Origin of the sequence: Lactonifactor longoviformis (assembly GCF_042848515.1) — a bacterium.
Lineage (GTDB): Bacteria > Bacillota > Clostridia > Lachnospirales > Lachnospiraceae > Lactonifactor > Lactonifactor longoviformis.
Window position 1 is genome coordinate 4,344,551 of record NZ_AP031453.1, and the last position, 23,770, is coordinate 4,368,320.

19 protein-coding genes and 1 tRNA gene are annotated in these 23,770 nt (G+C 47.9%); 2 read left to right on the forward strand and 18 right to left on the reverse strand.

All coding sequences use genetic code 11. From position 1 onward, the window contains the following. Position 1: 1 nt before the first annotated feature. From ACGHCT_RS19795 to ACGHCT_RS19830, 8 genes are all read right to left on the reverse strand, one after another. A complete protein-coding gene (locus tag ACGHCT_RS19795) occupies positions 2 to 739 on the reverse strand; it encodes a thiamine pyrophosphate-dependent enzyme (protein WP_072853452.1) in 738 nt (245 codons plus the stop codon). Beyond that, the gene (gene vorB / locus ACGHCT_RS19800) at positions 739 to 1,821 is read right to left on the reverse strand and encodes a 3-methyl-2-oxobutanoate dehydrogenase subunit VorB (RefSeq protein ID WP_072853454.1); all 1,083 of its coding nucleotides are present in this window, start codon (positions 1,819 to 1,821) and stop codon (positions 739 to 741) included. Before vorB ends, ACGHCT_RS19795 begins: the two co-directional genes overlap by 1 nt. Positions 1,822 to 1,911: 90 nt before the next feature. Continuing rightward, entirely contained in the window at positions 1,912 to 2,127 is a 216-nt protein-coding gene (locus ACGHCT_RS19805; RefSeq protein WP_072853456.1) for a 4Fe-4S binding protein, read from the reverse strand. Positions 2,128 to 2,150: 23 nt separating this feature from the next. Next, positions 2,151 to 3,461, reverse strand: a complete 1,311-nt coding sequence (locus tag ACGHCT_RS19810) for an acetyl-CoA hydrolase/transferase family protein (protein WP_072853458.1) — start codon at positions 3,459 to 3,461, stop codon at positions 2,151 to 2,153. A 118-nt stretch (positions 3,462 to 3,579) separates the two neighbouring features. Then, a complete protein-coding gene (locus tag ACGHCT_RS19815) occupies positions 3,580 to 5,559 on the reverse strand; it encodes a TRAP transporter fused permease subunit (RefSeq protein WP_072853459.1) in 1,980 nt (659 codons plus the stop codon). Positions 5,560 to 5,810: 251 nt separating this feature from the next. Then, complete coding sequence (locus tag ACGHCT_RS19820) at positions 5,811 to 6,977, reverse strand: TAXI family TRAP transporter solute-binding subunit (RefSeq protein ID WP_390437299.1); 1,167 nt, start codon at positions 6,975 to 6,977, stop codon at positions 5,811 to 5,813. Positions 6,978 to 7,299: 322 nt separating this feature from the next. Continuing rightward, the gene (locus tag ACGHCT_RS19825) at positions 7,300 to 7,818 is read right to left on the reverse strand and encodes a cob(I)yrinic acid a,c-diamide adenosyltransferase (protein ID WP_390437300.1); all 519 of its coding nucleotides are present in this window, start codon (positions 7,816 to 7,818) and stop codon (positions 7,300 to 7,302) included. Between the two features lie 163 nt (positions 7,819 to 7,981). Beyond that, positions 7,982 to 8,608: a single-stranded DNA-binding protein gene (locus ACGHCT_RS19830; RefSeq protein ID WP_072853466.1), complete on the reverse strand. Its 627-nt coding sequence runs from the start codon at positions 8,606 to 8,608 to the stop codon at positions 7,982 to 7,984. Between the two features lie 189 nt (positions 8,609 to 8,797). On the opposite strand from ACGHCT_RS19830, the gene typA reads away from it, so the two are divergent. Together typA and adhE are read left to right on the forward strand one after the other, a co-directional pair. Further along, the gene (gene typA / locus ACGHCT_RS19835; RefSeq protein WP_072853467.1) at positions 8,798 to 10,621 is read left to right on the forward strand and encodes a translational GTPase TypA; all 1,824 of its coding nucleotides are present in this window, start codon (positions 8,798 to 8,800) and stop codon (positions 10,619 to 10,621) included. Between the two features lie 454 nt (positions 10,622 to 11,075). Continuing rightward, entirely contained in the window at positions 11,076 to 13,691 is a 2,616-nt protein-coding gene (gene adhE, locus ACGHCT_RS19840) for a bifunctional acetaldehyde-CoA/alcohol dehydrogenase (RefSeq protein ID WP_390437301.1), read from the forward strand. A gap of 69 nt (positions 13,692 to 13,760) precedes the next feature. Here the strand turns inward: adhE and ACGHCT_RS19845 are convergent, their stop codons facing one another. From ACGHCT_RS19845 to ACGHCT_RS19890, 10 genes are all read right to left on the reverse strand, one after another. Beyond that, complete coding sequence (locus ACGHCT_RS19845; protein WP_390437302.1) at positions 13,761 to 14,897, reverse strand: polysaccharide deacetylase family protein; 1,137 nt, start codon at positions 14,895 to 14,897, stop codon at positions 13,761 to 13,763. Between the two features lie 194 nt (positions 14,898 to 15,091). Beyond that, positions 15,092 to 15,631: a prolyl-tRNA synthetase associated domain-containing protein gene (locus ACGHCT_RS19850; RefSeq protein ID WP_390437303.1), complete on the reverse strand. Its 540-nt coding sequence runs from the start codon at positions 15,629 to 15,631 to the stop codon at positions 15,092 to 15,094. A gap of 5 nt (positions 15,632 to 15,636) precedes the next feature. Continuing rightward, the gene (locus ACGHCT_RS19855) at positions 15,637 to 16,572 is read right to left on the reverse strand and encodes a ketopantoate reductase family protein (protein WP_390437304.1); all 936 of its coding nucleotides are present in this window, start codon (positions 16,570 to 16,572) and stop codon (positions 15,637 to 15,639) included. Between the two features lie 59 nt (positions 16,573 to 16,631). Further along, positions 16,632 to 18,023 carry a glutamate synthase-related protein gene (locus ACGHCT_RS19860; protein ID WP_390437305.1) on the reverse strand — a complete coding sequence of 464 codons (1,392 nt, stop codon included), beginning with the start codon at positions 18,021 to 18,023 and terminating at the stop codon, positions 16,632 to 16,634. Positions 18,024 to 18,198: 175 nt separating this feature from the next. Beyond that, a tRNA-Met gene (locus tag ACGHCT_RS19865) sits at positions 18,199 to 18,272 on the reverse strand. Between the two features lie 11 nt (positions 18,273 to 18,283). Next, positions 18,284 to 18,499, reverse strand: coding sequence for a hypothetical protein (locus ACGHCT_RS19870; protein WP_072854468.1), 216 nt, complete (start codon positions 18,497 to 18,499; stop codon positions 18,284 to 18,286). Next, positions 18,463 to 20,862, reverse strand: coding sequence for a cation-translocating P-type ATPase (locus tag ACGHCT_RS19875; protein ID WP_390437306.1), 2,400 nt, complete (start codon positions 20,860 to 20,862; stop codon positions 18,463 to 18,465). Before ACGHCT_RS19875 ends, ACGHCT_RS19870 begins: the two co-directional genes overlap by 37 nt. Positions 20,863 to 20,956: 94 nt before the next feature. Next, positions 20,957 to 21,283 (reverse strand): branched-chain amino acid transporter permease, encoded by a 327-nt coding sequence (locus ACGHCT_RS19880; RefSeq protein ID WP_072854467.1) that lies wholly within the window; start codon positions 21,281 to 21,283, stop codon positions 20,957 to 20,959. Continuing rightward, positions 21,274 to 21,975, reverse strand: coding sequence for an AzlC family ABC transporter permease (locus tag ACGHCT_RS19885; RefSeq protein WP_390437307.1), 702 nt, complete (start codon positions 21,973 to 21,975; stop codon positions 21,274 to 21,276). Before ACGHCT_RS19885 ends, ACGHCT_RS19880 begins: the two co-directional genes overlap by 10 nt. Before the next feature lie 20 nt (positions 21,976 to 21,995). Next, complete coding sequence (locus ACGHCT_RS19890) at positions 21,996 to 23,687, reverse strand: N-acetylmuramoyl-L-alanine amidase (protein WP_390437308.1); 1,692 nt, start codon at positions 23,685 to 23,687, stop codon at positions 21,996 to 21,998. Positions 23,688 to 23,770 lie beyond the last annotated feature (83 nt).

Below are 23,770 nucleotides of genomic sequence, written 5' to 3' on the forward strand. Positions count from 1 at the left end.
CCTATTCTCCTTTAAAAACACCGATTGGATACTGACGCTCAGACATCTCTTTAATGTGTTCAATAGACTGCAGAGGCGTCATATGCCAGTTCGTGGGACAATTAGACAAGAATTCAATAAAGGCAAATCCCTTGTGTTCTGTCTGAAGACGGAATGCTTTCTCTAATGCCTTTTTTGCCTGCATTACATGTTTCGGATCGTACACCGCCATCCGGGCAGAATACTGGGTGCCCTCTACCTGAGCCAGAATCTCTGCCAGATTAATGGGATATCCTTCCCGGTCAGCGCTTCTTCCCCGGGGGGAGGTAGTGGATTTCTGTCCCATCAGTGTTGTGGGCGCCATCTGCCCCCCTGTATTGGCAAACAGTGAATTATTCACCATAACCACCGTAAGATTTTCATTTCTGGCCGCCGCATGGATCACATCTCCGATCCCAATGGCCGCGTCCGCCCCGTCTCCGTCCCAGCACAATACAAAATGGTCCGGATCCGCCCTTTTGATTCCCGTTCCCACAGCAGCCGATCTCCCCAGCCCAACCATCACTGTGTTAATATTAATGCAGAAATCCTGCTGGGGCCCGCAGCCGGGAGGGAACAGCAGCGTCGTATTTTCCGGAGCAATCTTCAGTTCATCCATGGTGTCCAGAATTAATTTCCCTATCAGTCCGTGCATACACCCGGAGCACAAAGGATGGCTGCCCTTGTACAGTTTCGATCGTTCATAAACAACCTGTTCCATCAGTCACCGCTCCCTTCCATCTGTTGTTTGACATGGCAGACTACCTCTTCCGGCGTCACCAGCATACCGCCGCCCCTGCCGTAGAAGTCCACCTCAATCCGGCCTTTTACACTCCGTTCCACATCCTCCAGCATCTGGCCGGGAATCGCCATCTCCACGCAGATGGCTTTTTTTATCCTCTCATAATGCAAACTCCCAATCTGCTTCCGCGGAAATGGAAATAGTGTGACAGGGCGGAACAACCCCGCCTTTACGCCCTCTTTTCTCAGCTGCCGCACTGCTTCTCTTACGATACGCCCCACGGACCCATAGGCAAAGAGAACCACTTCCGCATCCTCCAGCATAAATTCCTCGTATCTGGTTTCCTTTTCTTCCCACTGTTTATACTTATCGGCCAGCTTTATGCAGAATTCTTCCTGTGAAGAAACCGGAAGAAGCATGGACTGGCAGATCCGTTTATCCTCAAACTTCATACTGTCTCTTTTGGTAATCAGCCAGGAAGATTTATCGGGTAATTCAGAAAGAGCTCTGAGAGGCGGAAGCTCCACCACCTCTGTAGTGGCAGCAAGAAGCTTATCTGTGAGCACTACGACAGGCGTACGGTACCGATCTGCAATATCAAAGCTCTCATAAACTATATGTACTGCCTCCTGGATCGTGCTGGGAGAGATAACGAAGGCTCTGCCCCCTCCAGCACCCAGCCCCTTTACCGCATACAGATAATCCTGGCTGCACCCGCCGATTCCTCCCATTCCAGGCCCCGGCCTGGCCACGTCAATAAAAACACAGGGGGCCTCACAGCCTATGATAAAGCTGATGCCCTCTGCCATCAGAGAAAAACCCGGACCCGAGGTACTGGTCATACAGCGGAGCCCTCCGTAGCTTGCCCCTAATAAAATGTTAGCAGACACTACCTCGCTTTCTGCCTGGATAAAGCTTCCTCCCACCTCCGGAAGCCGGCCGGATAAGTACTCCGGCATAGGGCTCTGGGGGGTAATGGGAAAACCGGCAAACAGCCGGCACCCGGCCGCTACCGCAGCTTCTGCCATAGCCACATTGCCGTCTATAAATTTGGTTGACATAATTTCCCTCCTATTCCATCTCCTGGTTTCTGACACTCTGCCGTCCCGGTGCGGATCACACTTATCTTCACCCACCGGAAGGCCTGTGTCTTATCTGCTTTCCCGATAAACAGTAATTGCTGCATCAGGGCACATTAAGGCACATATTTTACATGCCGTACAGACACCTTCCTCCGCTCCCGGCTCCGCATATTTAAACCCCAGGGAATTAAATTTACTGCCCAAATGAATCAACGCCTTCGGGCAGTAAGTAATACAGAAACCGCATCCCTTGCACAGCTCCTCATCAATAACAATTCGGTTCATACTTCTACCTCCGCAGTACCTAGCTAAATTATCAGCTGCTTTTTCGCCTGATAGGTCAGTTCCTCACGAAACCTCGGATGTGCGATGGCGATAAGCGCTTTTGCTTTTTCACTGAGTGTGCGGTTTCTCATCTCCGCCACTCCATACTCTGTAACAATAAAATGCGTGTCGTTGCGGGGGGTGGTAACCGCAGAGCCCGGGGGCAGCGTCAGCGTAATCTTTGATATACTGGTGCCGTCCGCCTTTTCCAAACTGGATCTCATGGCAATAAAGGATTTTCCGCCCTTGGATCCCCGCACTCCCCGGACAAAGTCAAGCTGCCCGCCGCTCCCCGCATAAGTGTCAAGCCCAATACACTCAGAGCATACCTGACCCCGCAGGTCTACCGCCATACAGGAATTAATGGATATCATATTGTCATTTTGGGCAATGGTTTCCGGGTGATTCACCCAGGATAGGCGCTCAAAATAAAGCTCCTTATTCTCATGGACAAATTTATAGGTGTCTCTGGTCCCCTGGAGAAACCCTGCCACTGACTGGCCGGGACGGATTTGTTTTTGGCTGTTATCCACCACTCCTTTTTCCATCAGTACTCTCATAACATCGGTAAAGACCTCTGTGTGGATTCCCAGGTGTCTGTGATGTTCCAGAAAATTTCCCACAGCGCTGGGCACGCCTCCAACCCCCAGCTGAATCACGGATCCGTCATCTATCCTCTCCACAATATGCTGAGCCATTTTCTTTTCCAATTCCGTGGGAACCATATCCGGTATCTCTGCCAGCACGGTATCCATCTCACACAGCGCCTCAGCTTCGCTGATATGTATTCTGTTAAAGTCTGTGTTTATCATGGGCAGGTTCCGGTTCACCTGCAGAATCACCTTTGCCCCGCTGTCGATGGAGACTCTCCCCGGTCCGGGACAGATTCCCATGTAGAGATAGCCTTCTTCATCCATAGGGGATACGTGACAGAGGACATAGTCCGGACGTATCCGCTCCCGGAACATCTCCTCGATCTTGCTGAAATGGGTGAGAAGGTGATCTATCTTTATCCCTCTCTTGATCGCCTGAGCCTCTGGTTTTGTCATATAGCTGATCCCCACAGAAAAGTTTTCTTCGGCACCGTCGCTGTATAACCGCTGATAGATATGGGGGTTTGCAATCCCCATCATGGAATAAAGATATAGGGGATGAAACCTCTCCCTCTGTTCATAGAGCGCCTCCGCCAGGGCAGCCGGTTCGCTGCACAGAAGAACACGGCTCTGGGAGGGGATTCCGGCCACCGCCTCACCGGGGGAACAGCATTTTCTTTTATATTCGTTTAAAAAATCCATGGTTCTTTCACCTCTTTTCATAGAAACACAGCATAGAAACCTAATAATCCTGAATTACTCTTGTAAAATTGACTTACAAATCAACATGAATAATCCAGGATTATATAGTCTCCATTGCTCAGACAGCAGCAGATGTAACTAATTTCTTTTTATTCTTTTTCCATTTTGCTACGTGAGACACCGTGGCAGCTGCAAAGAGCGCCAGGCCAATGATGCACAATATATTCATGCTCATAAAGATATAGAGAATTAATGCCAGGAAGCTGAGGAAAAACATTGCCCGCTCCAGCAGCGTAAGATCCGTACAGAAATAGTTCACCCAGCAGAACTGCGCCGCTACGGTAAGCACAATGACCGACAGGAGCTGAATATATGAGGTGGGATCCGTCAGACTTCCCTCCAGAAGCAGAACCGGTGCATAGACAAATAAAAACGGAGCCAGGAAGGAAACGCCGCAGATCTTACAGCACTCTATTGCAGTCTTGCCATATGGTGTTCCGGATATCTGTGTGCCCACCAGAGTGGTTAGGGCTACCGGCGGTGTAATCGTTGAGTAGGAAGCCGGATAGACACAGAAGAAGTGGGCCGTGGCATAGGCAATCCCAAGCTTCTGCAGCGCGGGGACCGCAAATGCTGCCGCGGTAAAGTACGCTGCCACAGACACGCCTGCCATACCTGCTATAATACTGGCGATATAGAGAATCAGAAGGGCCAGGAATAAAGATCCATGGCTCCAGCTCTCAATACCTGAAGTAAGCTTTACGCCCATTCCGCTGGTGGTGAAGGTACACACAAGCATACCGATAACCGCACAGCAGGCACCCATCTGCGCCCCCTGCTTTGCTCCTTCCACAAATCCGTCTATCAGCGCACGAACCTTTGGTCTGTGCCTCTTTGGCGCCAGATAGCTCATGACAATAACAGAGATAATAGCCCAAAAGCCGCAGATCATAACAGATTTCCCCTGGATCAGCAAAGTGATAATAATGATAAAAGGTACTACAAATGCCGGGCCTTTCCACTTCATTACGTCCCAGTCCACCACCGGTTTTTCCACAATCCTTGTTCTGAGCTCCGGGGTCTTCAAAGCATGAAGATGGGCATACAGAGACAGGGACAGGTAATAAAGAATAGCCGAAACAATAGCCATTTTACATATGGTCCAATAGGGGATTCCGGCATATCCAGCCATAGAAAAAGCTACAATTCCCATAACCGGCGGAAGGATCTGTCCTCCGTTAGACCCCACACAGGAAATGGCTGTAGCAGTCGTAGGATTGTACCCGTTCTTTTTCATGTTATCGATGCAGTAAGGTCCGGTCATAGTTACATTTGCAATGGCATTTCCGCATACCATGCCAACCATTGCCGTATTCACAACGCTAATCTGAGCGCTTCCGGAGCGGAAGCGTCCCACAGTCCATTTTCCAAACTCTCCGAAAAACTTCTGCACTCCTGTGGCTGACATTACACCCCCGAAGACACAGAATAAAAAGGTATAATTCGCCGATATGGTCAGCGTACTGTCGTACAGCCCTGTGGTCAGTCCTATAGACAGGTTGGAGATTGTCCTGCTGAAGGGAAGGGCACTTGTGTGAAAGGGGCCGGGCATCATCTTTCCGAAAAACGGATAGATGCAGACAATAATTACAAGAATGGGGATAAATTTTCCAAACCCCAGCCAGCATGCATAGAGTGCCAGGACAATCATGGTACATCCCACTACAATATCCAGGTTTGTGCTGACCCACTGGCGGACTCTCAGAGCCTCCAGATTACAGCAGACATAGATGGTAAACGCAAATGTGAGAGCCACTGATAAAAATAAGAACGCATTATGTATTTTGCTCTCGCTCTTTTTTGCTGTGGACAGAAACAAAATTATAAACGAAAAAAACATATGCATCGTCAGATATACTTCCTGCTGCAGAAACGATTTCTTAGCACAGATCATATGCATGATGCACATAGCCAGACAGAACACAACCAGCAGATAATCATAGACTTTTTCCGGCAGGACACCCCCGTAAGCTTTCACTTCAACCGCCTGCTCTATGGCCTGTTCTGCCTTATCTTTCTTTTTCTTGCCAAATCCCATCTGTACACCTCCTTTGAGTACTTATGGCTGTTTCATTTATTCTTATCAATATGGTATTATTTTCACTCTTAATAATCTTTCAGGGATGCTGCGAATGCCTCTCTGCCGGGACAGGATACAAAAAGATACCATCCGCAGCCATCCAATATACATAACAACCGTTTAAAATAGTTCAATACAAAATGAGTATACCGTGTTCAGTTAATCAGTACTTTCGCATCATCTGCTTTGCTTCAGTCTCTGCCCATTCTCTATTTCGGAACATAGGTCTCATAAGGAGTTTCTCTGTAATTTACTTCAATGCCCTTCTCTTCATAGAATTTCTTTGCCACATCGGAGATCAGTTCCGGGGTATCAATCTTGCCCATATTTTCTTTTGTACAATATTTACCCTCATCCTTATATTCTGCAAATTCATCGCAGTGTTCATAGTAGATATTCAAAAGCTCTTCCTGCACATCCTCCGGGAAATCCTTGTGGACATACCAGCACAGGTAATCCGCCATAATAGTAACCTCATCATTAAATTTGGCGTCGTACTGCCCTGGCTCCAGAGTCATAACACCGGGAAGGAGGGAATGATTCAGTGCATCTTTTGCTTCAAACAGTGCCTTTTCATCCAGAGATACATAATAAACATCATTGCGGGCATATACCTCTGCCAAAGCTGCCATCTGCGTCCACTCTGTAGCCTCCGCATTGAGTGCCATGCCGCCGGATAATATAGCATCTACCTTGCCGTCTGCAAGAGCAGTGGCGGAATCTGCAAAGGAAAGATATTCATATTTGGGTTCAATCCCCAGAATCTCAAACATCTTTGTGGGAATATCAACAGCCGGAACATTGGGTTTTGTTCTGAGCGCAACTGTCTTGCCGTCCAGATCCTGAAGTGTCTTTATATTCTCATCCAGGGTAAGGAAAACGTTGGATACCAGTCCATATCCAATCAGACAGCGAAGGTCATAATTAGGCTCTGTAAAGGGATCTTCTCCCAGGATTGCATCCACGCCAATCATATATCCCATAACGTGTTCTTTATAGTTATCATCTGCTAATACCATGGAAGCTGTCTGGTCAGGTCCCGGAGATTCCATAGCTGTGGCTTTCAGCCAGGAGCTGTATTTGTTAATTAAATCCGCAAAAGCAACACCGAGAACATAGGTTGCTCCGCCCTGAGCGTTAGTATAGATCTCAATCTCGTACGGCTCATGGTCAGGGTCAGACTTCCAGCCGCTTCCCGAATCAGCGCTTTCCTCACCGGACTCATCTTTCGCCTCTTCTTTGTCAGGCTCTGTCTCCCCGGTCTCCGCAGCATTGGAGGCGTCTTCGCTCTTTCCGTCATCCGAACCGCATCCTCCAAGCATGGAAACAGCCATAGCGGCTGCCAGTAAGAGTGCTACCAGTTTTTTTCTTTTCATAAGTACTTCTCCTTTCTTCGATGAAATTTCATCATTTTTTCATGGTCCCGCGCATAGTAGTACTGATTCTTTCATCGTAATGCACAATTTTCTCTCTTCATTTTGTATTTTGTTGTATTTTATAGTCAAATACTAACAAACGTTCTGAAAATTAACAATTCCAATTTTGGTATCTATTTATTCGTTTTAAGAATACTTCCTGGTTACCCATATCCATTCTATTCTGTATATTTTACTGGAATATTCTCCCAAATCCCCCCAAAACGGGAAATGGACCTCAGCACCTTTCGGTACTGAGGCCCACATTATCCGGCTTGCGTCTCTATTTATTATCGTCTTCCTGCTTTTTTTTCTCATTTTCTATGCTTTCAAATGTTGTTATCGTATCCACACAATCCCTGATTTCCTCACACATATGATATCCGGTAAGAATCAGACCTGTGTGTTTGTCCTTGCATTCTATGAGAGTCTTCAATTCCTCCCCCGTTATGATACCATGTTCCACTACTCCCAGAATCTCGTCCAGAATTAATAAGTCACACTCTTCGGTTACCAGAACCTTCCGCGCAAAATTCAGACCATTCTTGATATTCCAGTCCTCCTCCTGCTTTTCTTCCTCCGTCAGTTCCTGATAATACTTTTCATTCTTCTCAAAACGGAATACTTTTATCTCTGGCTCAAGGCGTTCCATAAAATTCAGTTCATCCATCGCTCTTCCCTTAAGAAATTGTATGAGAATCACTGATTTGCCCTGACCTACAGCCCTGATAGCCTGGCCAATCGCAACCGGCGTCTTGCCCATTCCCAGCCCACAGTATACCTCGACTAAACCTTTTTCCATATTTTTACCTCTTCCAGACCTGTCCCTACACGTCTGTTTGAAATCCCGCAGCCGGCCAAAGAGTCTCTTCTATATGATAATATCTGCCAGCTTTCATCAGATAACGTGTATATATTACTACACCTGGTAGAAGATTGCAAGATTTGCCAACAATAAATCGGCTTTATTCCATATATTCCAGCTTGCTTACGGATACTTCGTAGGCGATTCTTTTTTCTGTCTCACTCTCTCCAATCTTTTTGATATACTCTCTGCTTTGAATGCGGCCCCATACAAGCACATGACCGCCGACTGTAAATGCCGAGGCATACCTGGCATTCCTTCCCCAACAGATACAGGGTATGTAATCTGATTTGCCATAGGGCCGGTTTACTGCCAGAAGCAGGTCAGCAATCTCACGCCCCAGCGGAGTCTTGCGGTATACCGGCGGCTTACAGATGTAGCCATCCAGAAAAATCTGGTTGGTCTTTATGGAGTCGTCCTCCTCCTCCACAAAACTTAATTCCCGTACAAATACGGACAGCACAAGGCGGTTCTTTTTCTCCTCGTGGCGGTTGTAAGAGCGGAATTGTCCGTGCACCTGGATGTATTCCCCCTCATAGTCCTGTGTCACATCAATAAGACGCTCCGATATCATCAGCGGAATGCGGTCTTCTGAGTCACTTAACCTTTTCACCATAAGATCCAGCGTATAAAAGCCCTCTCCGAATACCTGGTGACTAAATGTGAATCCCGATGCGATTCTCCCCATAATGGATACTTGGTTGTTTTCAATAATCTTATCTGCCATGAATGATAGTTCCCCTTCCTCTTTGTGGTATTTTGTCTATATCATATTTATTCTCAGGCAGAACATTTTAGAACTAAAAAAATGAAAAATTTTTGACCTCTTGAATGTGACGGTGTAGTATGCTAAAATTTATAAGTTAAGAATCTATTAGTTGGCTATACTTCTTACTATAGAAGAGAGGATGTAACAATGAAAATAAAAAGAGAAGATGTTAGGAACGTGGCTATTATTGCACACGTAGATCACGGAAAGACCACTCTGGTTGATGAACTGCTGAAGCAAAGCGGTGTTTTTCGTGAAAATCAGGAAGTACAGGAAAGGGTCATGGACTCCAATGATATAGAAAGAGAACGTGGAATCACCATTCTGTCCAAAAATACTGCTGTTTATTATAAGGACACAAAAATTAATATTATAGATACCCCCGGGCACGCGGACTTCGGCGGCGAGGTTGAGCGTGTGCTGAAAATGGTGAACGGCGTAATTCTGGTGGTTGATGCTTTTGAAGGCGCCATGCCCCAGACCAAATTTGTTTTGAAAAAAGCGCTGGAACTGGATCTCCATGTAATTGTATGTATTAATAAAATCGATCGGCCGGAAGCACGTCCTGACGAAGTAATCGATGAAGTGCTTGAACTTCTCATGGACCTGGATGCCTCGGATGAGCAGCTGGATTGTCCCTTCCTGTATGCTTCTGCCAAAAGAGGGCATGCAGTCCTGGATCTCAATGACGCGCCTCACAACATGGAGCCGCTCTTTGAGACTATCCTGAAATATATTCCCGCTCCCGAGGGAGACCCGGATGCAGGGACACAGGTGTTAATCAGCACCATCGATTATAATGAATACGTTGGCCGTATCGGCGTGGGAAAGGTCGACAACGGAATCATCTCAGTAAATCAGGAAGTAGTTATCGTAAACCACCACGACCCGGACAAAAAGAAAAAGGTCAAGATCAGCAAGCTGTACGAGTTCGACGGGCTAAGCAAGACAGAGGTTTCTTCTGCCTCTGTGGGATCTATCGTGGCAATATCCGGAATCTCTGATATTCATATCGGGGATACCCTCTGCTCTCCTGACAACCCCGATCCCATTCCTTTTCAGAAGATTTCCGAGCCTACCATTGCCATGCATTTTATGGTAAATGACAGCCCCCTGGCCGGACAGGAAGGCAAGTATGTAACCTCCCGGCATCTGCGGGAGCGGCTTTTCCGGGAACTGAATACCGACGTAAGCCTTCGGGTGGAGGATACAGATACTACCGAATGTTTTAAAGTGTCCGGAAGAGGGGAACTGCATCTTTCCGTTCTGATCGAAAATATGCGCCGGGAGGGATACGAGTTTGCAGTGAGCAAAGCTGAGGTCCTTTACCATACTGACGAACGGGGCAAGCTTCAGGAGCCCATGGAAATCGCTTATATTGACGTGCCTGAAGAGTTTTCCGGAACGGTAATCCAGAAACTCAGTGAACGGAAGGGAGAACTGCAGGGTATGAGTCTAGCCAGCGATGGTTCCACCCGCTTGGAATTCCACATTCCTTCCAGAGGTCTGATTGGATTCCGGGGCGAGTTTATGACTGCCACAAAAGGGAATGGAATCATCAACACTGCGTTTGACGGATACGGGCCTTACAAGGGTGATATCCAGTACAGAAAGCAGGGCTCTCTCATTGCTTTTGAATCAGGGGATGCCGTAACTTACGGCCTCTTCTCCGCTCAGGACAGGGGAACCTTGTTTATCGGACCGGGCGAGAAAGTATATGCCGGCATGGTCATCGGCCAGAACGGCAAAGCAGAGGATATTGAGCTGAACGTATGCAAGACAAAGCATCTCACCAATACCCGCTCCTCTTCCGCAGATGAGGCTTTAAAGCTGACTCCGCCGAGGGTTCTTAGTCTGGAGCAGGCCCTGGAATTCATAGACAGTGATGAGCTTTTGGAGATAACTCCCGCCAGTCTCAGGATTCGGAAAAAGATACTGGATTCCCGCATGAGGAAGAGAGAAAATCGTTAATTTTTTGTTTATATTTTACAGGATTTTCCAGCACGTACAATTTTCAGATTAAAGTCATGCCTTCTGACACAGACCTGAGAGGCATCGAATATTTTTTGATTATAAGCGCTGTTTTGGCAATTCATTTGCCCATACAGCGCTTATTTTGCGTTAATTTTTCATAAAGATTTCTTAAATTTTTAATTATCACTTTGCATTTTCTAGTAATTGTATTCCTTTTTCTCGTTTATTATTTAACTTTTCTTCCTTTCAGGTCAATTCTATGTTATACTCAACCTATGAAAATTCAATTCAACAAAAGTTCAAAAAAGCCTGTTTCTGAAGAATTTTTTCCCAAAAAATGTATTGACTATATTTTAACAATGCGGTATAATCCTTTTAACATTTGTTAAAATATTATCAATCATAAGAAGCTTTTTTACCATTTTCTATTCAATTTAAGGAGGATTAACTTATGGCAAAAAAAGAAACAAAGGTTCCAGCTATCGTGGACAGCCCGGAGACACTGGCAGCTAAATTAGCCGCAATGAGAGAGGCTCAGAAGGTTTTCGCGACTTTTACTCAGGAACAGGTAGACAATATTTTCCTGGCTGCCTCTATCGCCGCCAATCAGCAGCGTATCCCATTAGCTAAAATGGCTGTGGAAGAGACAGGTATGGGTGTGGTAGAGGACAAAGTTATCAAAAACCATTATGCCGCTGAATATATGTACAATGCCTATAAAAACACAAAAACCTGCGGGGTTATTGATGAAGACCCGGCATACGGAATCAAAAAGATCGCAGAACCGCTGGGACTGGTCGCCGCGGTTATCCCAACCACCAACCCTACCTCTACTGCCATTTTTAAGACTCTTATCTGTCTGAAAACAAGAAATGCTATTATCATCAGTCCTCATCCCCGGGCCAAGGCTTGTACCATTGAAGCAGCCAGGGTTGTACTGGAAGCAGCTGTAAAAGCAGGGGCACCGGAAGGTATTATCGGCTGGATCGACGTGCCTTCTCTGGAGCTTACAAATCAGGTAATGCAGGAAGCTGACTGTATCCTGGCTACCGGAGGCCCCGGCATGGTCAAATCCGCATATTCCTCAGGCAAACCTGCCATCGGTGTAGGCCCTGGAAATACCCCCGTCATTATTGACGACTCTGCCGATATTAAGATGGCTGTATATTCTGTCATCCACTCAAAGACCTTTGATAACGGTATGATCTGTGCTTCGGAACAGTCTGTTACTGTCCTGGCCGGTATCTATGAGGAGGTAAAAAAAGAATTCGCATACAGAGGCTGCTACTTCCTGAAAAAGGATGAGCTGGACAAAGTACGCAGTATTATCCTGGCTCCATCCGGTACAGTGAATGCTAAGATTGTTGGCCAGAAAGCCGCAACCATTGCTGAGATGGCCGGAGTTAAGGTTCCCCCTGAGACTAAGATATTAATCGGTGAGGTGGATTCTGTTGATATCTCCGAGCCATTTGCCCATGAAAAATTATCACCGGTGCTTGCTATGTACAAAGCCAAATCTTTTGACGAAGCGCTTGACAAGGCAGCAAAATTAGTAGCGGACGGAGGTTACGGCCATACATCCTCTCTGTATGTAAACCCGGCGGAGACCGAAAAGATGGCTAAACATGCGGCTGCCATGAAAACCTGCCGTATCCTGGTAAATACACCTTCCTCCCACGGCGGAATCGGTGATCTTTATAACTTTAAGCTGGAGCCATCTCTCACACTGGGCTGCGGTTCCTGGGGCGGCAACTCTGTTTCTGAAAACGTCGGAGTGAAGCACCTGATTAACATCAAGACCGTTGCAGAGAGGAGAGAAAATATGCTTTGGTTCAGAACGCCTGATAAGGTTTACTTTAAGAAAGGATGTATGCCCGTAGCTCTGGATGAGCTGAGAGCAGTGTACGGCAAAAAGAAATGCTTTATTGTAACCGACACCTTCCTTTACAAAAACGGATATACTAAGCCTATCGAGGATAAATTAGACCAGATGGGAATTCAGCATACCTGTTTCTATGAAGTAGCCCCGGATCCTACTCTTGGCTGCGCTACAAAGGGTGCTGAGGCTATGAGACAGTTTGAGCCGGACTGCATTATTGCCCTGGGCGGCGGTTCCGCCATGGACGCCGGCAAGATTATGTGGGTGATGTATGAGCATCCGGATGCAGACTTTATGAAGATGGCAATGGACTTCATGGATATCCGCAAGAGAGTTTATACCTTCCCGAAGATGGGCGAGAAAGCATTCTTTATCGCGATTCCTACTTCCTCCGGAACAGGCTCAGAGGTGACTCCTTTTGCCATTATCACTGATGAAAAGACAGGAACCAAATATCCTCTTGCAGATTACGAATTAATGCCTAATATGGCAATCATCGATGCGGATAATATGATGAATCAGCCGAAAGGCCTGACCGCAGCATCCGGTATAGATGTTATGACACACGCCCTTGAAGCCTATGTTTCCATTATGGCTACCGACTATACAGACGGTCTTGCCCTGAAGGCTATCAAAAATGTATTTACATATCTGCCGAGAGCCTTTGAGTATGGAGCTGCAGATGTGGAAGCCAGAGTTAAGATGGCAGATGCGGCATGTCTGGCCGGTATGGCTTTTGCCAATGCCTTCCTTGGAATCAACCACTCCCTGGCTCATAAATTAGGTGCTTTCCATCACCTGCCTCACGGTGTGGCCAATGCTATTATCCTTACAGAGGTTATGAAGTTCAATGCGGCAGCCGCTCCTACCAAGATGGGTACATTCTCTCAGTACCAGTATCCGCACGCACTGGAGCGATACGCGGAAGCAGCCCGTTTTGCAGGAATTGTGGGCAAAGACGATCAGGATACCTTTGACAAATTAATCGCCGCCCTGGAAGAGCTGAAAGAAAAGATAGGCATTAAGAAAACCATCAAGGATTACGGAGTTGACGAGAAATATTTCCTGGATACCCTGGACAGAATGGTGGAACAGGCCTTTGATGATCAGTGTACCGGAGCAAACCCGAGATATCCGTTAATGTCCGAGATTAAAGAGATTTATCTGAAAGCATACTACGGAAAATAAGACTTAAGCATAGAACCGCCCGGCAGTAGTAACTGCCGGGCGGTTCCTTTGTTTATGTAATTATTTCTATTATTCTACCGTCTGCTCCCCTTCTCCGAAGTAGGAATACGACTTGCCGTTTTCCAAGGTAATTCCCTTGGCTTTTGCCAGCTCACTCACAGTAACCAGCTTATACCCTTTTTCTACCAATGCAGGTATTATCTGCTCCGCTGCCTCAACCGTAAACTCATGGATATCATGCATCAGCACAACAGAACCATCCTGCACATTATTCAGCGTAACGTCTATGGTATTCTGTACGTCCTTTGTCTTCCAGTCCTTTGTATCAATACTCCACAGAACAACCGGCATCCCAATCTGAGCTAAAACATCAGCATTCTGGGCTCCTCCAGGCGTACGCATTACAGTTGCCGGTTCCCCGATAATATTCTTGATCGCTTCGTTTGTCTGTGACACTTCACTGCTTACATTCCCGATATCTATCTTCGTCAGAATCTGGTGGTCATACGTATGGTTGCCGATCTCCATCCCAAGGTCCTTTTCCCGCTTTACCTGTTCCGGAAACTTCTCTGCATTCTGGCCCAGGAGGAAGAATGTAGCCTTCGAGTTATTGGCCTCCAGCACATCCAGAAGCCTGTCCGTATATTTTCCCGGTCCGTCATCAAAGGTAAGAGCTACCATGGGCTTTTTAACAGCGGCATCATACTGGCCGTCTGCATTGAAATAAAAATCTTCCCCGTCCTTTTCCAGCCAGTCATCCTTGATTATGTATCCGCTGTCATCAAAATAATATTGGTTGCCGTCTATCTCCTTCCATCCGCTTACATAGAAAGAGCCATCCGCATTCTGATACCAGGTTCCCCTGTCATCGGTCTGCCATCCGGTGGACGGTGCTGCCAGCTTTTCCATATTATCGGCATCCCGGATCGGCTGTCGGGCCGCCTCACTGGGATCGTCCGGGGTTTTGGCCTGTACATCTACAACCCCCGCATTCCCGGACTTGGTCTTGCCGCCGATAAAGCTTATAAGCTTATAACCTCCCACACCTGCGATCAATACAAGAAGAAAGGCTATCACACCCAGGCGCATACACTTTCTGATAAACAGCTGCCGCCTCAGGGCCTCTCTCCGTTTTCTCATCCTCTCTGTCCGTCTTCGCTGATATTCTATTTCTTCCGGATCCAAGTTTCTCTCATCTATGTTCATTGTTACCTCTTCTCTTTTCTTCAGTCCCTTATTTACTCTCTTATGATACAAGGTTTTAGGAAAAGATTCAATTACAAATCTATTAAGTTTCTACAAAATATGACATTTCTACTATTTTTGTCAAGTTTTACCAGTGACACCCGCTTTTTCTTGTCTATTATTTTACATGTTTTTTTGGTTCCCGGCTGCATCCGCTATAGATCCAGAAATATGGGCACATGATGCACTGCGGGAAGGAATTTCTCCAGGAGATCCTCTGTAGACATCAGAATACTTGAGGTATTGATACAGGGATGGCAGGCAAATGATGCCTGTTCTTTAACCTCCCGGTCAATTACCAGCTGTACCCTGCACCCGGTATCGTTCATAAGTCCCATAACACTAACTGAACCTGGAGTCAGATCCAGATAGTCAGCCATCTCTGCTTCCCCGGCAAAGGAAAGTCTTGTTGTGCCAAGCTTCCCTGATACTTCTTTGGTTATAAGTTTCTTTCTCCCCGGAAGCAGCAAAAGATAATATTCTGTCCTTTTGGAATTGCACAGGAACAGATTCTTACATATCTCTGTTCCGAGAAGCCGGTCTACTTCCCTGCAGGCATCTATGGTGTACATCGGCTCATGATCGAGCCTCTGAAAAGGAATCTGGAGTTCTTCCAGGAGCTTATACGTCCGTATCTCTTTCTCAGGGCGCCCCTGCACATAAAGGGGACGTCCCTCTTCCAGTTTCATCCTCATGGTTTTTAGTCTCCTCCGCCCATCTCTCTGGCATGCTCTATGTCCTGTATTTTCTCATACAGCCAGTTATTGACCGGTGTGGGTATCTGATGTTTTTTTCCCAGCTTCCTGAGGGTTCCCGAAAAAAGCTCCACCTCTGTTTTGCGCTTAGCCTTGGTGTCCTGCCGCATGGACGGCATGCCTTCCGGATTCAGCCTTCCAAGGATCTGCATCCACTCTGCAAACTCCCGGTCTGTAATCACTGCTCCCTCCGCTTCTGCGATGCGCCTTGCCTCTTCCATAGCAGACAGAGCGGTGTCACGGATCTGCCCCTCCTCCTGCATCTGCCGGTAATTGCAGGCATATACCGCCGCCGTCTGATTGACCCCCGTATTAAACATAAGCTTGCTCCACAGGCAGTGCATAATGTCCTCCGGAATCAGATACGGAATCTCCGCTTCTCTGAGTATATTCTCTACGGAAGAAAGCCTCTCATCCCTCTTGTTATCCCGGTTTCCTATGACCAATGTCCCCATATTGGTATGGCTGAACTGGTTTCCCTCTTTCAGGGCATCCATCTCCTGGGCCACACAGTACAGTATCTTATCCTCCCCGTACCTGGTTCCAATCTGCTCCTCACTTGCGATGCCGTTGAGCAGAGATAACAGAATAGTGGAATCCCCTACAAAGTTTGCGGTATCGTCCAGGGCTTCCTCAATGGCCGTATATTTTACCGCGAAGATAAGCAGGTCAGCCTGTACCCCTTTCGTATCCGGCGTCAGATATTGAAACTCTGTCTTCTCTCCGTTGCAGTAGATCCCCTCCCTCTGGTATTTTTCAATTCTCCGGGGATCTGCGATGAAAAACACACGCTCTTTTCCCAAGTGCCGGGTGAGCTGCTGACCATACATGACCCCCAAAGCCCCCTGCCCGATAATTCCTATTGTTTTAATCTCTGCCATTCGCTTAACTCCTCACTAACTGACGGGGCGGCCGAGTATCTGCCGCCCCTGAATCTTTTTTATGCATGTCTGATATTCGTATACTCAGATATTTCTCTGCTGATGGTACACAAATCCTCCGTATCCAGTTCATGAATGTCCTCATGTCCCGTGATCCTGGCAAATGTCTTCAGTTCCTCACGGGTGCAGTTCAGGAAATTAGCCACCCGGGCCGCAGCTGCATCTTCCTGGAATCTGGCCCTCAGTGCAGGATCCTGGGTTGCCACTCCAACCGGGCATTTCCCTGTGCCGCAGATGCGGTACTGCTGACAGGCCGCGGCAATTAACCCCGCAGAGGCCACTGCCACCGCGTCCGCTCCCATGGCTATGGCCTTCGCAAAGTCGGACGATACCCTCAGCCCTCCGGTAATAACCAGATCAATGCCGGCTCCTGCTTCCTGCAGATACTTTTTGGCCCTGTACAGAGCATAAACCGTGGGAACACTGGTCGAATCCCTGACCAGTTTTGGGCTGGCGCCTGTAGCCCCGCCCCTTCCGTCGATGGTTATAAAGTCAGGTCCGGCATAGACGCAGAATTCCAGATCCCTCTCAATCCGTCCCGCAGCGATTTTAATTCCCACAGGTCTCCCCTCAGAAGCCATCCGGAGCTGATCTACCAGATCCTTCAAATCTTCCCTGGACTGTATCATAGGGAATCTGGAGGGACTTATCACGTCCTTTCCCAGGGGCTTATTTCGGATCCTGGCAATCTCCGGCGTAACCTTATCCCCCGGGAGATGTCCTCCCATTCCCGGCTTGGTACCCTGCCCGATTTTAATTTCTATGGCATCGGCATTTCTTAGATTTTCAGGGTTTACACTGTAGAGATTGGGAACATATTCAAAAATATATTTGTAGGCTGCCGCCATCTCTTCCGGGAGTATTCCCCCCTCTCCGCTGCACATTGCGGTTTGTGCCATGGCGCTTCCCCTGGCTAAAGCCACCTTTGTCTCTTTGGAAAGGGCGCCAAAGGACATGTGGGATATGTATACCGGATTTTCTATGACCATAGGCTTTTTTGCATGCTTTCCGATCACGGTGGTAGTATTCACCTCTGCATGTTCATCCAGCGGCATTGGGTTCAGCTGGGCCCCCAGTATCAGAATATCATCCCATCCGGGCATATCCATTCTGGTCCCCATAGCCTCAATGATTGGTTTGCCCGAAACCGCCATCTCATGAATCTCCTTCATATAGCGGCAGGACTCATCAAGCCTCGCATATTCGGCCGGGTAATCCAGATCCCGTCTCTGCGCTCCCGGCATCGGCGCAGCCTGCACCGCCTCCCCGATCTTTTCAAAGATCCCCGCCGGCTGGCTGCATATGGGACAGGAATCCAGTTCCCGGATCGGTTTCCCCTGCTCCTCTTCATCATAAATATAACCACACTGTCTGCACTTGTACTTTGCCATCTCGTTCCTCCCAATTCTTCCTGTGTCAGGTATCGGTGTAACTGTCCGTATAAACTCATTTATAATATATAGTATAAGCTACAATTTCTTATTTGTACACCTGGTTTTATGGGGACAGCTGCCGGCAGAGTTAAAAAAAAGCCAGGACATCAATGTCCTGACTTTTCCTTTTTAGTAGCGGGGACAGGATTTGAACCTGTGACCTTCGGGTTATGAGCCCGACGAGCTTCCAGACTGCTCCACCCCGCGTCAATTTCTTATCACTCCCCTATTATAGTCCTATCTATATTCTTTGTCAAGCATAGGGGTAATTCTGCTGTATCTGTTTCTATTATATGAATAAATACGTAAATTATACCTATTTCTTCATCCTCTATCCTGTCATTCCGCCGGGGGAGCCTGGTACAGGGCTCCCCCGGTAAAGCAGCACCGACCTGCCTTAGCTGTCCGGCTTCCAGTGTTCTCTTTCTTTCCATTTTACCCTCATCTTCCGCCACCAGGATTTGACCCCCTCCATGGCGCCGTAAATACCGTCTATGAGGTAAGGAGTAAAAATAAGGAGGAGAAGCAAAACAATCATTTCCCGGAACGGTATGTTCTCCACACTGAACAGTGCCGGGAGCACAAACAGGCAGCAGAAGAACAAGCCAAACATGGCATAGTAGACAGCCTTTCTAAGCTTCGACTGCAGGGGATACACCTTCCGTATCATATACAGGCTGACCACACCTGTGGCCAGCACACACATAGTAGATCGCACAGCCGTGCCAGACTTCAGATACCCGCAGAGGATTGTGATAAGAATCACCTCTGCCACAATGGTAAGCGCCCCCGTGAGAGCATTCTGCAGCACGTTTCTCAGGAAGTCTCCTCTCACCCGGTTAAAATTGGGCTCCAGCGCCAGAATAAAGGTAGGAATTCCCACGCCGCACATACTGATGACAGAAAGCTGTATGGGAATAAAGGGATACTGCCAGGCAAAAATCAAAGTGAAAATAGACAGTACCAGGGAAAAGATCGTCTTTACCAGGAACAAAGAGGCGGCACTCTGAATATTATTGATAACTCTGCGCCCCTCTTTTACAATGTAAGGCATTGAACTAAAATTAGAATCCAGCAGTACCAGATTGGAACAGTTCTTAGCGGCATCGCTTCCTGCCGCCATGGCAATGCTGCAGTCTGCCTCTTTTAACGCCAGAACATCATTTACCCCGTCGCCGGTCATTGCCACAATGTGTTTTTGTTTTTTCAGGGCCAGCACAATCTTCTTCTTCTGTTCCGGTGTCACACGGCCGAATATGTGATACTTCTCAACCGCAGCCTCCAGAGCCGCATCGGACTCCAGTGTGGTTGCATCCACGTAAGAATCTGCATCTGCAAGTCCCGCTTTTTTCGCAATATTGGCAACTGTAGCCGGATTGTCCCCGGATATCACCATAAGCCGTACATCCCTGTCCGCAAAGTACTTCAAGGTTTCTCTCGCATCCTCCCGGATGATATCACTTAAAAGTATAATGGCACAGGGAATCATATCCTCCGGCAGTTCATTCTCCTCCGCAATTTCCTCGCTGTGGGCCAGAACCAGCACCCGAATGCCCTTCCTGGTATGCTGATCAATCTGATACTTCAGGGAATCTTCTTCCTTCTCCTGGGGGAACATGAATTCATATGCCCCTATCAGATAGGTACCCTTCCCCTGAAAGGATGCGCCGCTGTATTTTCTGGCAGAGGAAAATGGTATGGTGTGCACGGCAGTGTAATCCGCACGATCCGGAAAATATTCCTTCATTGCCATAAAGGTGGCATTGTTATCCTTCAGACAGTGAAGCATATTTCCCAAAATCTCATCCACCGGAACTTCTTCCAGAGGGATCACATCCTCAACCTTCATGCGCCCTTCCGTGAGTGTTCCCGTCTTATCCAGACAGAGCACATCTACCCTTGCCAGGGTTTCTATACAGAAAAGCTCGTGTACCAGAGTATTATGTTTTCCCAGATGGATAACGCCTACGGCCAGGGCGATACTGGTCAGCAGTACCAATCCCTCCGGGATCATGCCCAAAACTGCGGCTACCATGTTCACCACAGCATCCCCAAAGGAGGCGTGGGCAACCGCATACTGGCTGTAGAACATCCCTACCCCCAGAGGAATAATCAAAATACCGATAATCTTTAGAATCACGTCTATGGACTTCTGAAGCTCTGACTTATGCTTTTTAAATGCTCTGGCCTCTGACATGATCTTATAGGAAAAATTCTCTGTCCCCACATGGATTACCTGTACCATCGCCTGTCCGGACACCACGAAACTTCCGGAAAAGAGCTGGTCCCCCTGCCGTTTTACAATGATATCCGACTCTCCGCTGATGAGGGATTCATTTACCTCCAGCATGCCCTCTCTCACTGTGGCGTCCGCACAGATCTGATTTCCCGCACCCAGAAGCATAATGTCGTCCAGCACGACCTCCTCCACAGGGATCTCTCTTTGCTTTCCGTCCCTCACTGCCTTGACCTTAGTGGCAGTAATCAGTGACAGCTTGTCCAGTGTCTTCTTGGCCCGTATCTCCTGAAAAATTCCGATGCCGGTGTTGCAGATTACAATCCCCATAAAGAGCAGATTCTTAAAAGAACCCACGAAGATTACAAGTCCGGCCAGAATAATATTTATCAAGTTAAAAAACGTCATGAGATTGTCTCTGACGATCTGTTTTATGCTTTTACTGTTCTTATCCTCCTGCTCATTTTGCAGGCCGTCTTTTTTTCTCTGCCTCACCTGTTCCGAAGTAAGTCCCCGTCTCAGGTCGGGCTGTATCAAGGTACTGTCTTTTGTCTCTTCCATAGTACTCATCTGCCTTTTCTGAAGATTTGTCCGCACTGTTTTCCTGCTTTTTCTTCATTATACAACCCTTTTTGGCATCCAACAAGGCTCTGGATCAGAAAACTGCCTGCACCAGAATCATATACAGTACCGTGCCTGTGGCAATAGAAAGCAGCATATTCTTCTTCCAGCGGTGGACACAGACTACTCCTGCAATAGAAATGATCTCCGGAAGCCCGTAGGAAGGGGAAGTCCAGGATACTCCTTTGAGGCAGTACACAATCAAAAGCCCGATCACACTGTAGGGCAGTACCTTGCCCAGGTACTGAATGTATTTGGGTATAGGCTTATTATCCGGAAATATCATAAAAGGCAGAAAGCGGGTAAGCATAGTTCCCAGTACCACCATGCCTATGGTTATCATCTGCTGTGCTAAGGACATACGTCACCTTCTTTCTTCTCCAGCCTCCCCCTCAAAATGGTCAGTATGGCCAGCATTGTTGCCATAGACGGCAGAATAAAATTGTCCGGTCCAAACAGAAACAGACAGACGGCTGTGGCCCCCACTCCAATCACTGCAGGGAAGTGATCCCTGGAAGAAAACCATTGATCCAGGAAGATCACTACAAACAGAGCTGTCATCACAAAGTCCAGACCTTTGGTGTCAAAGTGGAGGAATCCCCCCAGCACTGCACCCACAGTTGCGCCTGCAAACCAGTAACATTGATTCAGGAGAGTTACAAAGAACATAAACCATCCCCGATCTATGCCTGCCGGAGGGTCTGTGGTGCAATTAATAGAAAAGGACTCATCGCACATGCCAAAGATCAGATACCACTTTTTTCTGCCTGTCCCCCTGTATTTTTCCAGCATGGATATGCCGTAAAACAGATGCCGTGCATTCACCATCAGTGCCAGAAGCAAAGCATAAAATGGCTGAAAAGGTGAAAGCAGCAGACTGACTGCTACAAACTCCATGGAGCCCGCAAAGATCGTGGCACTCATCAGCATAGGATACCAGAAGGCAAACCCCTTGCTCCGCATAAAGATTCCATATGCGATTCCAAGAAACATAAAGCCTGCACAGATTGGTATGGTATACGGAAATGCCGCCCTAAATGCTTTTTTCTTCATACCCTCGTTGTTCTCCTCCCCTAGTTAAAATATTTATCTATCCCGTCGGCAATTCCCTTTGCCATCTTTTTCTGATATCCTGCATCCGCCATCCTCCGGTCCTCAGAAGCATTGCTCATGAATCCCATCTCAACGATAGTGACAGGCACTGTGCTCCAATTTATCCCGCTCATCTCGTCAGAGGTAAGAATCCCTCTGTTCTTCGCACCTGTTGCCGCGCAGAAGCTGTCCAGGATATTCTGGGAAAGACGCCGGGAATCGTTTACAAGTCCCTTGATATACGGATTGTTCTTAGAAGGTGCAATTGTGAGGGCACCGTTGGCCGAGCTGCTGGAATCACTGTTGGCGTGGATGCGCACCAGGATATCCGCTCCGGCGCGGGCGGCCATCTTGGCCCTTTCCGCGTTGCTGATATTTACTTTGTTCGTCTCACGGATCATATAAACTTCATATCCTCTGGCCTTAAGCTCATCTCTTAATTTCAATGATACCTGCAGGTTCAGTTCATACTCGTACAGTCCCGTGGCAGTTCCCTTCGCCCCTCCGGTAACCTTTGCTTTTGTTACTGACGCTCCCGGTCCTATGGGTTCCTTTTCACTGTTTCCTTTTAACTGGTGCCCTGCGTCTATGGCGATAAGCTTCTCTCTCGCCTTATTCGGGATCCATGCACCGCTCTTATCCACATAATAGTTCCCTATCCACTCGTCAGACGCCATACTTCCGCTGCTTTTCAGATAATACCAGGTATTCCCCAGCTGGATCCAGCCCGTGGCCATGGCCCCGTTGTCCCTCAGATAGTACCAGGTGCTCCCAATCAGCTGCCAGCCGGTAACCATAGCCCCGTTTCCTTTCAGATAGTACCAGGTATTCCCAATCAGCTGCCAGCCCGTCGCCATACTTCCGTTTCCTTTCAGATAATACCAGGTACTTCCGTCCAGCTGCCAGCCCGTCGCCATGGCTCCGTTTCCTTTCAGGTAATACCAGATACTTCCCTTCTGCAGCCAGCCCGTCGCCATGGCTCCGCTTCCTTTCAGGTAATACCAGGTGCTTCCCTCCTGCAGCCAGCCTGTAGCCATACTTCCGTTTCCTTTCAGATAATACCAGGTACTTCCGTCCAGAAGCCAGCCCGTGGCCATGGCTCCGCTGTCTTTCAGATAGTACCAGATACTCCCCTCCTGCAGCCAGCCCGTCGCCATACTTCCGTTTCCTTTCAGATAATACCAGGAGCGGCCGATCCATTGCCAGCCCGTGGCCATCGCACCGCTGCTTTTCAGGTAATACCAGGTACTCCCCTCCTGCAGCCAGCCCGTAGCCATGGCACCATTCTCTCTCAGGTAGTACCACTGCCCCCCATTCTGCAGCCAGCCCGTAGCCATACCTCCGTCCTGATTCAGGTAGTACCATCTGCCTCCTTCCTGAAACCACCCTGTCCTTGCCCAGCCGTCTCCGTCAAACGCATACCATACATTGTCAATAAACATCCAGCAGGAAGCCGGCCTTGTGCCGTCCGGCATCTCATACCAGCGTCCTTTCTCCTCCTGGTGCCACAGACCGGTCTGAGGCGTCTGTTCCTCTTTCCCTTCTGCCTCTGTATCCTGTCTGTCCGGTGCTGTCTGATTCGCCCCCCAGACACAGAACACCGCCATGCTTTGAAGAGTAATTGCTGCAGCTAAGGCCGCAAAATATCGTCTGCCTGTTCGTCTTTTCTTCATATGTATTCTCCTCACACCAGGGTATATATCCCTGTAACTGCTGAAAAGACCCAAAAGCAGAGTCCAGTGGTCTCCCACCTGAT

What these genes read in the sequence shown, in the direction of transcription:
- ACGHCT_RS19850 (WP_390437303.1), bottom strand. Translation starts at nt 15,631, where the DNA reads ATGAGGATGAAACTGGAAGAGGGACGTCCCCTTTATGTGCAGGGGCGC.
- ACGHCT_RS19830 (WP_072853466.1), bottom strand. Translation starts at nt 8,608, where the DNA reads ATGGCAGATAAGATTATTGAAAACAACCAAGTATCCATTATGGGGAGA.
- ACGHCT_RS19880 (WP_072854467.1), bottom strand. Translation starts at nt 21,283, where the DNA reads ATGTCCTTAGCACAGCAGATGATAACCATAGGCATGGTGGTACTGGGA.
- ACGHCT_RS19870 (WP_072854468.1), bottom strand. Translation starts at nt 18,499, where the DNA reads ATGGAAAGAAAGAGAACACTGGAAGCCGGACAGCTAAGGCAGGTCGGT.
- ACGHCT_RS19810 (WP_072853458.1), bottom strand. Translation starts at nt 3,461, where the DNA reads ATGGATTTTTTAAACGAATATAAAAGAAAATGCTGTTCCCCCGGTGAG.
- ACGHCT_RS19855 (WP_390437304.1), bottom strand. Translation starts at nt 16,572, where the DNA reads ATGGCAGAGATTAAAACAATAGGAATTATCGGGCAGGGGGCTTTGGGG.
- ACGHCT_RS19875 (WP_390437306.1), bottom strand. Translation starts at nt 20,862, where the DNA reads ATGGAAGAGACAAAAGACAGTACCTTGATACAGCCCGACCTGAGACGG.
- ACGHCT_RS19845 (WP_390437302.1), bottom strand. Translation starts at nt 14,897, where the DNA reads ATGAACATAGATGAGAGAAACTTGGATCCGGAAGAAATAGAATATCAG.
- ACGHCT_RS19805 (WP_072853456.1), bottom strand. Translation starts at nt 2,127, where the DNA reads ATGAACCGAATTGTTATTGATGAGGAGCTGTGCAAGGGATGCGGTTTC.
- ACGHCT_RS19815 (WP_072853459.1), bottom strand. Translation starts at nt 5,559, where the DNA reads ATGGGATTTGGCAAGAAAAAGAAAGATAAGGCAGAACAGGCCATAGAG.
- ACGHCT_RS19890 (WP_390437308.1), bottom strand. Translation starts at nt 23,687, where the DNA reads ATGAAGAAAAGACGAACAGGCAGACGATATTTTGCGGCCTTAGCTGCA.
- ACGHCT_RS19825 (WP_390437300.1), bottom strand. Translation starts at nt 7,818, where the DNA reads ATGGAAAAAGGTTTAGTCGAGGTATACTGTGGGCTGGGAATGGGCAAG.
- typA (WP_072853467.1), top strand. Translation starts at nt 8,798, where the DNA reads ATGAAAATAAAAAGAGAAGATGTTAGGAACGTGGCTATTATTGCACAC.
- ACGHCT_RS19860 (WP_390437305.1), bottom strand. Translation starts at nt 18,023, where the DNA reads ATGGCAAAGTACAAGTGCAGACAGTGTGGTTATATTTATGATGAAGAG.
- ACGHCT_RS19885 (WP_390437307.1), bottom strand. Translation starts at nt 21,975, where the DNA reads ATGAAGAAAAAAGCATTTAGGGCGGCATTTCCGTATACCATACCAATC.
- vorB (WP_072853454.1), bottom strand. Translation starts at nt 1,821, where the DNA reads ATGTCAACCAAATTTATAGACGGCAATGTGGCTATGGCAGAAGCTGCG.
- ACGHCT_RS19820 (WP_390437299.1), bottom strand. Translation starts at nt 6,977, where the DNA reads ATGAAAAGAAAAAAACTGGTAGCACTCTTACTGGCAGCCGCTATGGCT.
- ACGHCT_RS19795 (WP_072853452.1), bottom strand. Translation starts at nt 739, where the DNA reads ATGGAACAGGTTGTTTATGAACGATCGAAACTGTACAAGGGCAGCCAT.
- adhE (WP_390437301.1), top strand. Translation starts at nt 11,076, where the DNA reads ATGGCAAAAAAAGAAACAAAGGTTCCAGCTATCGTGGACAGCCCGGAG.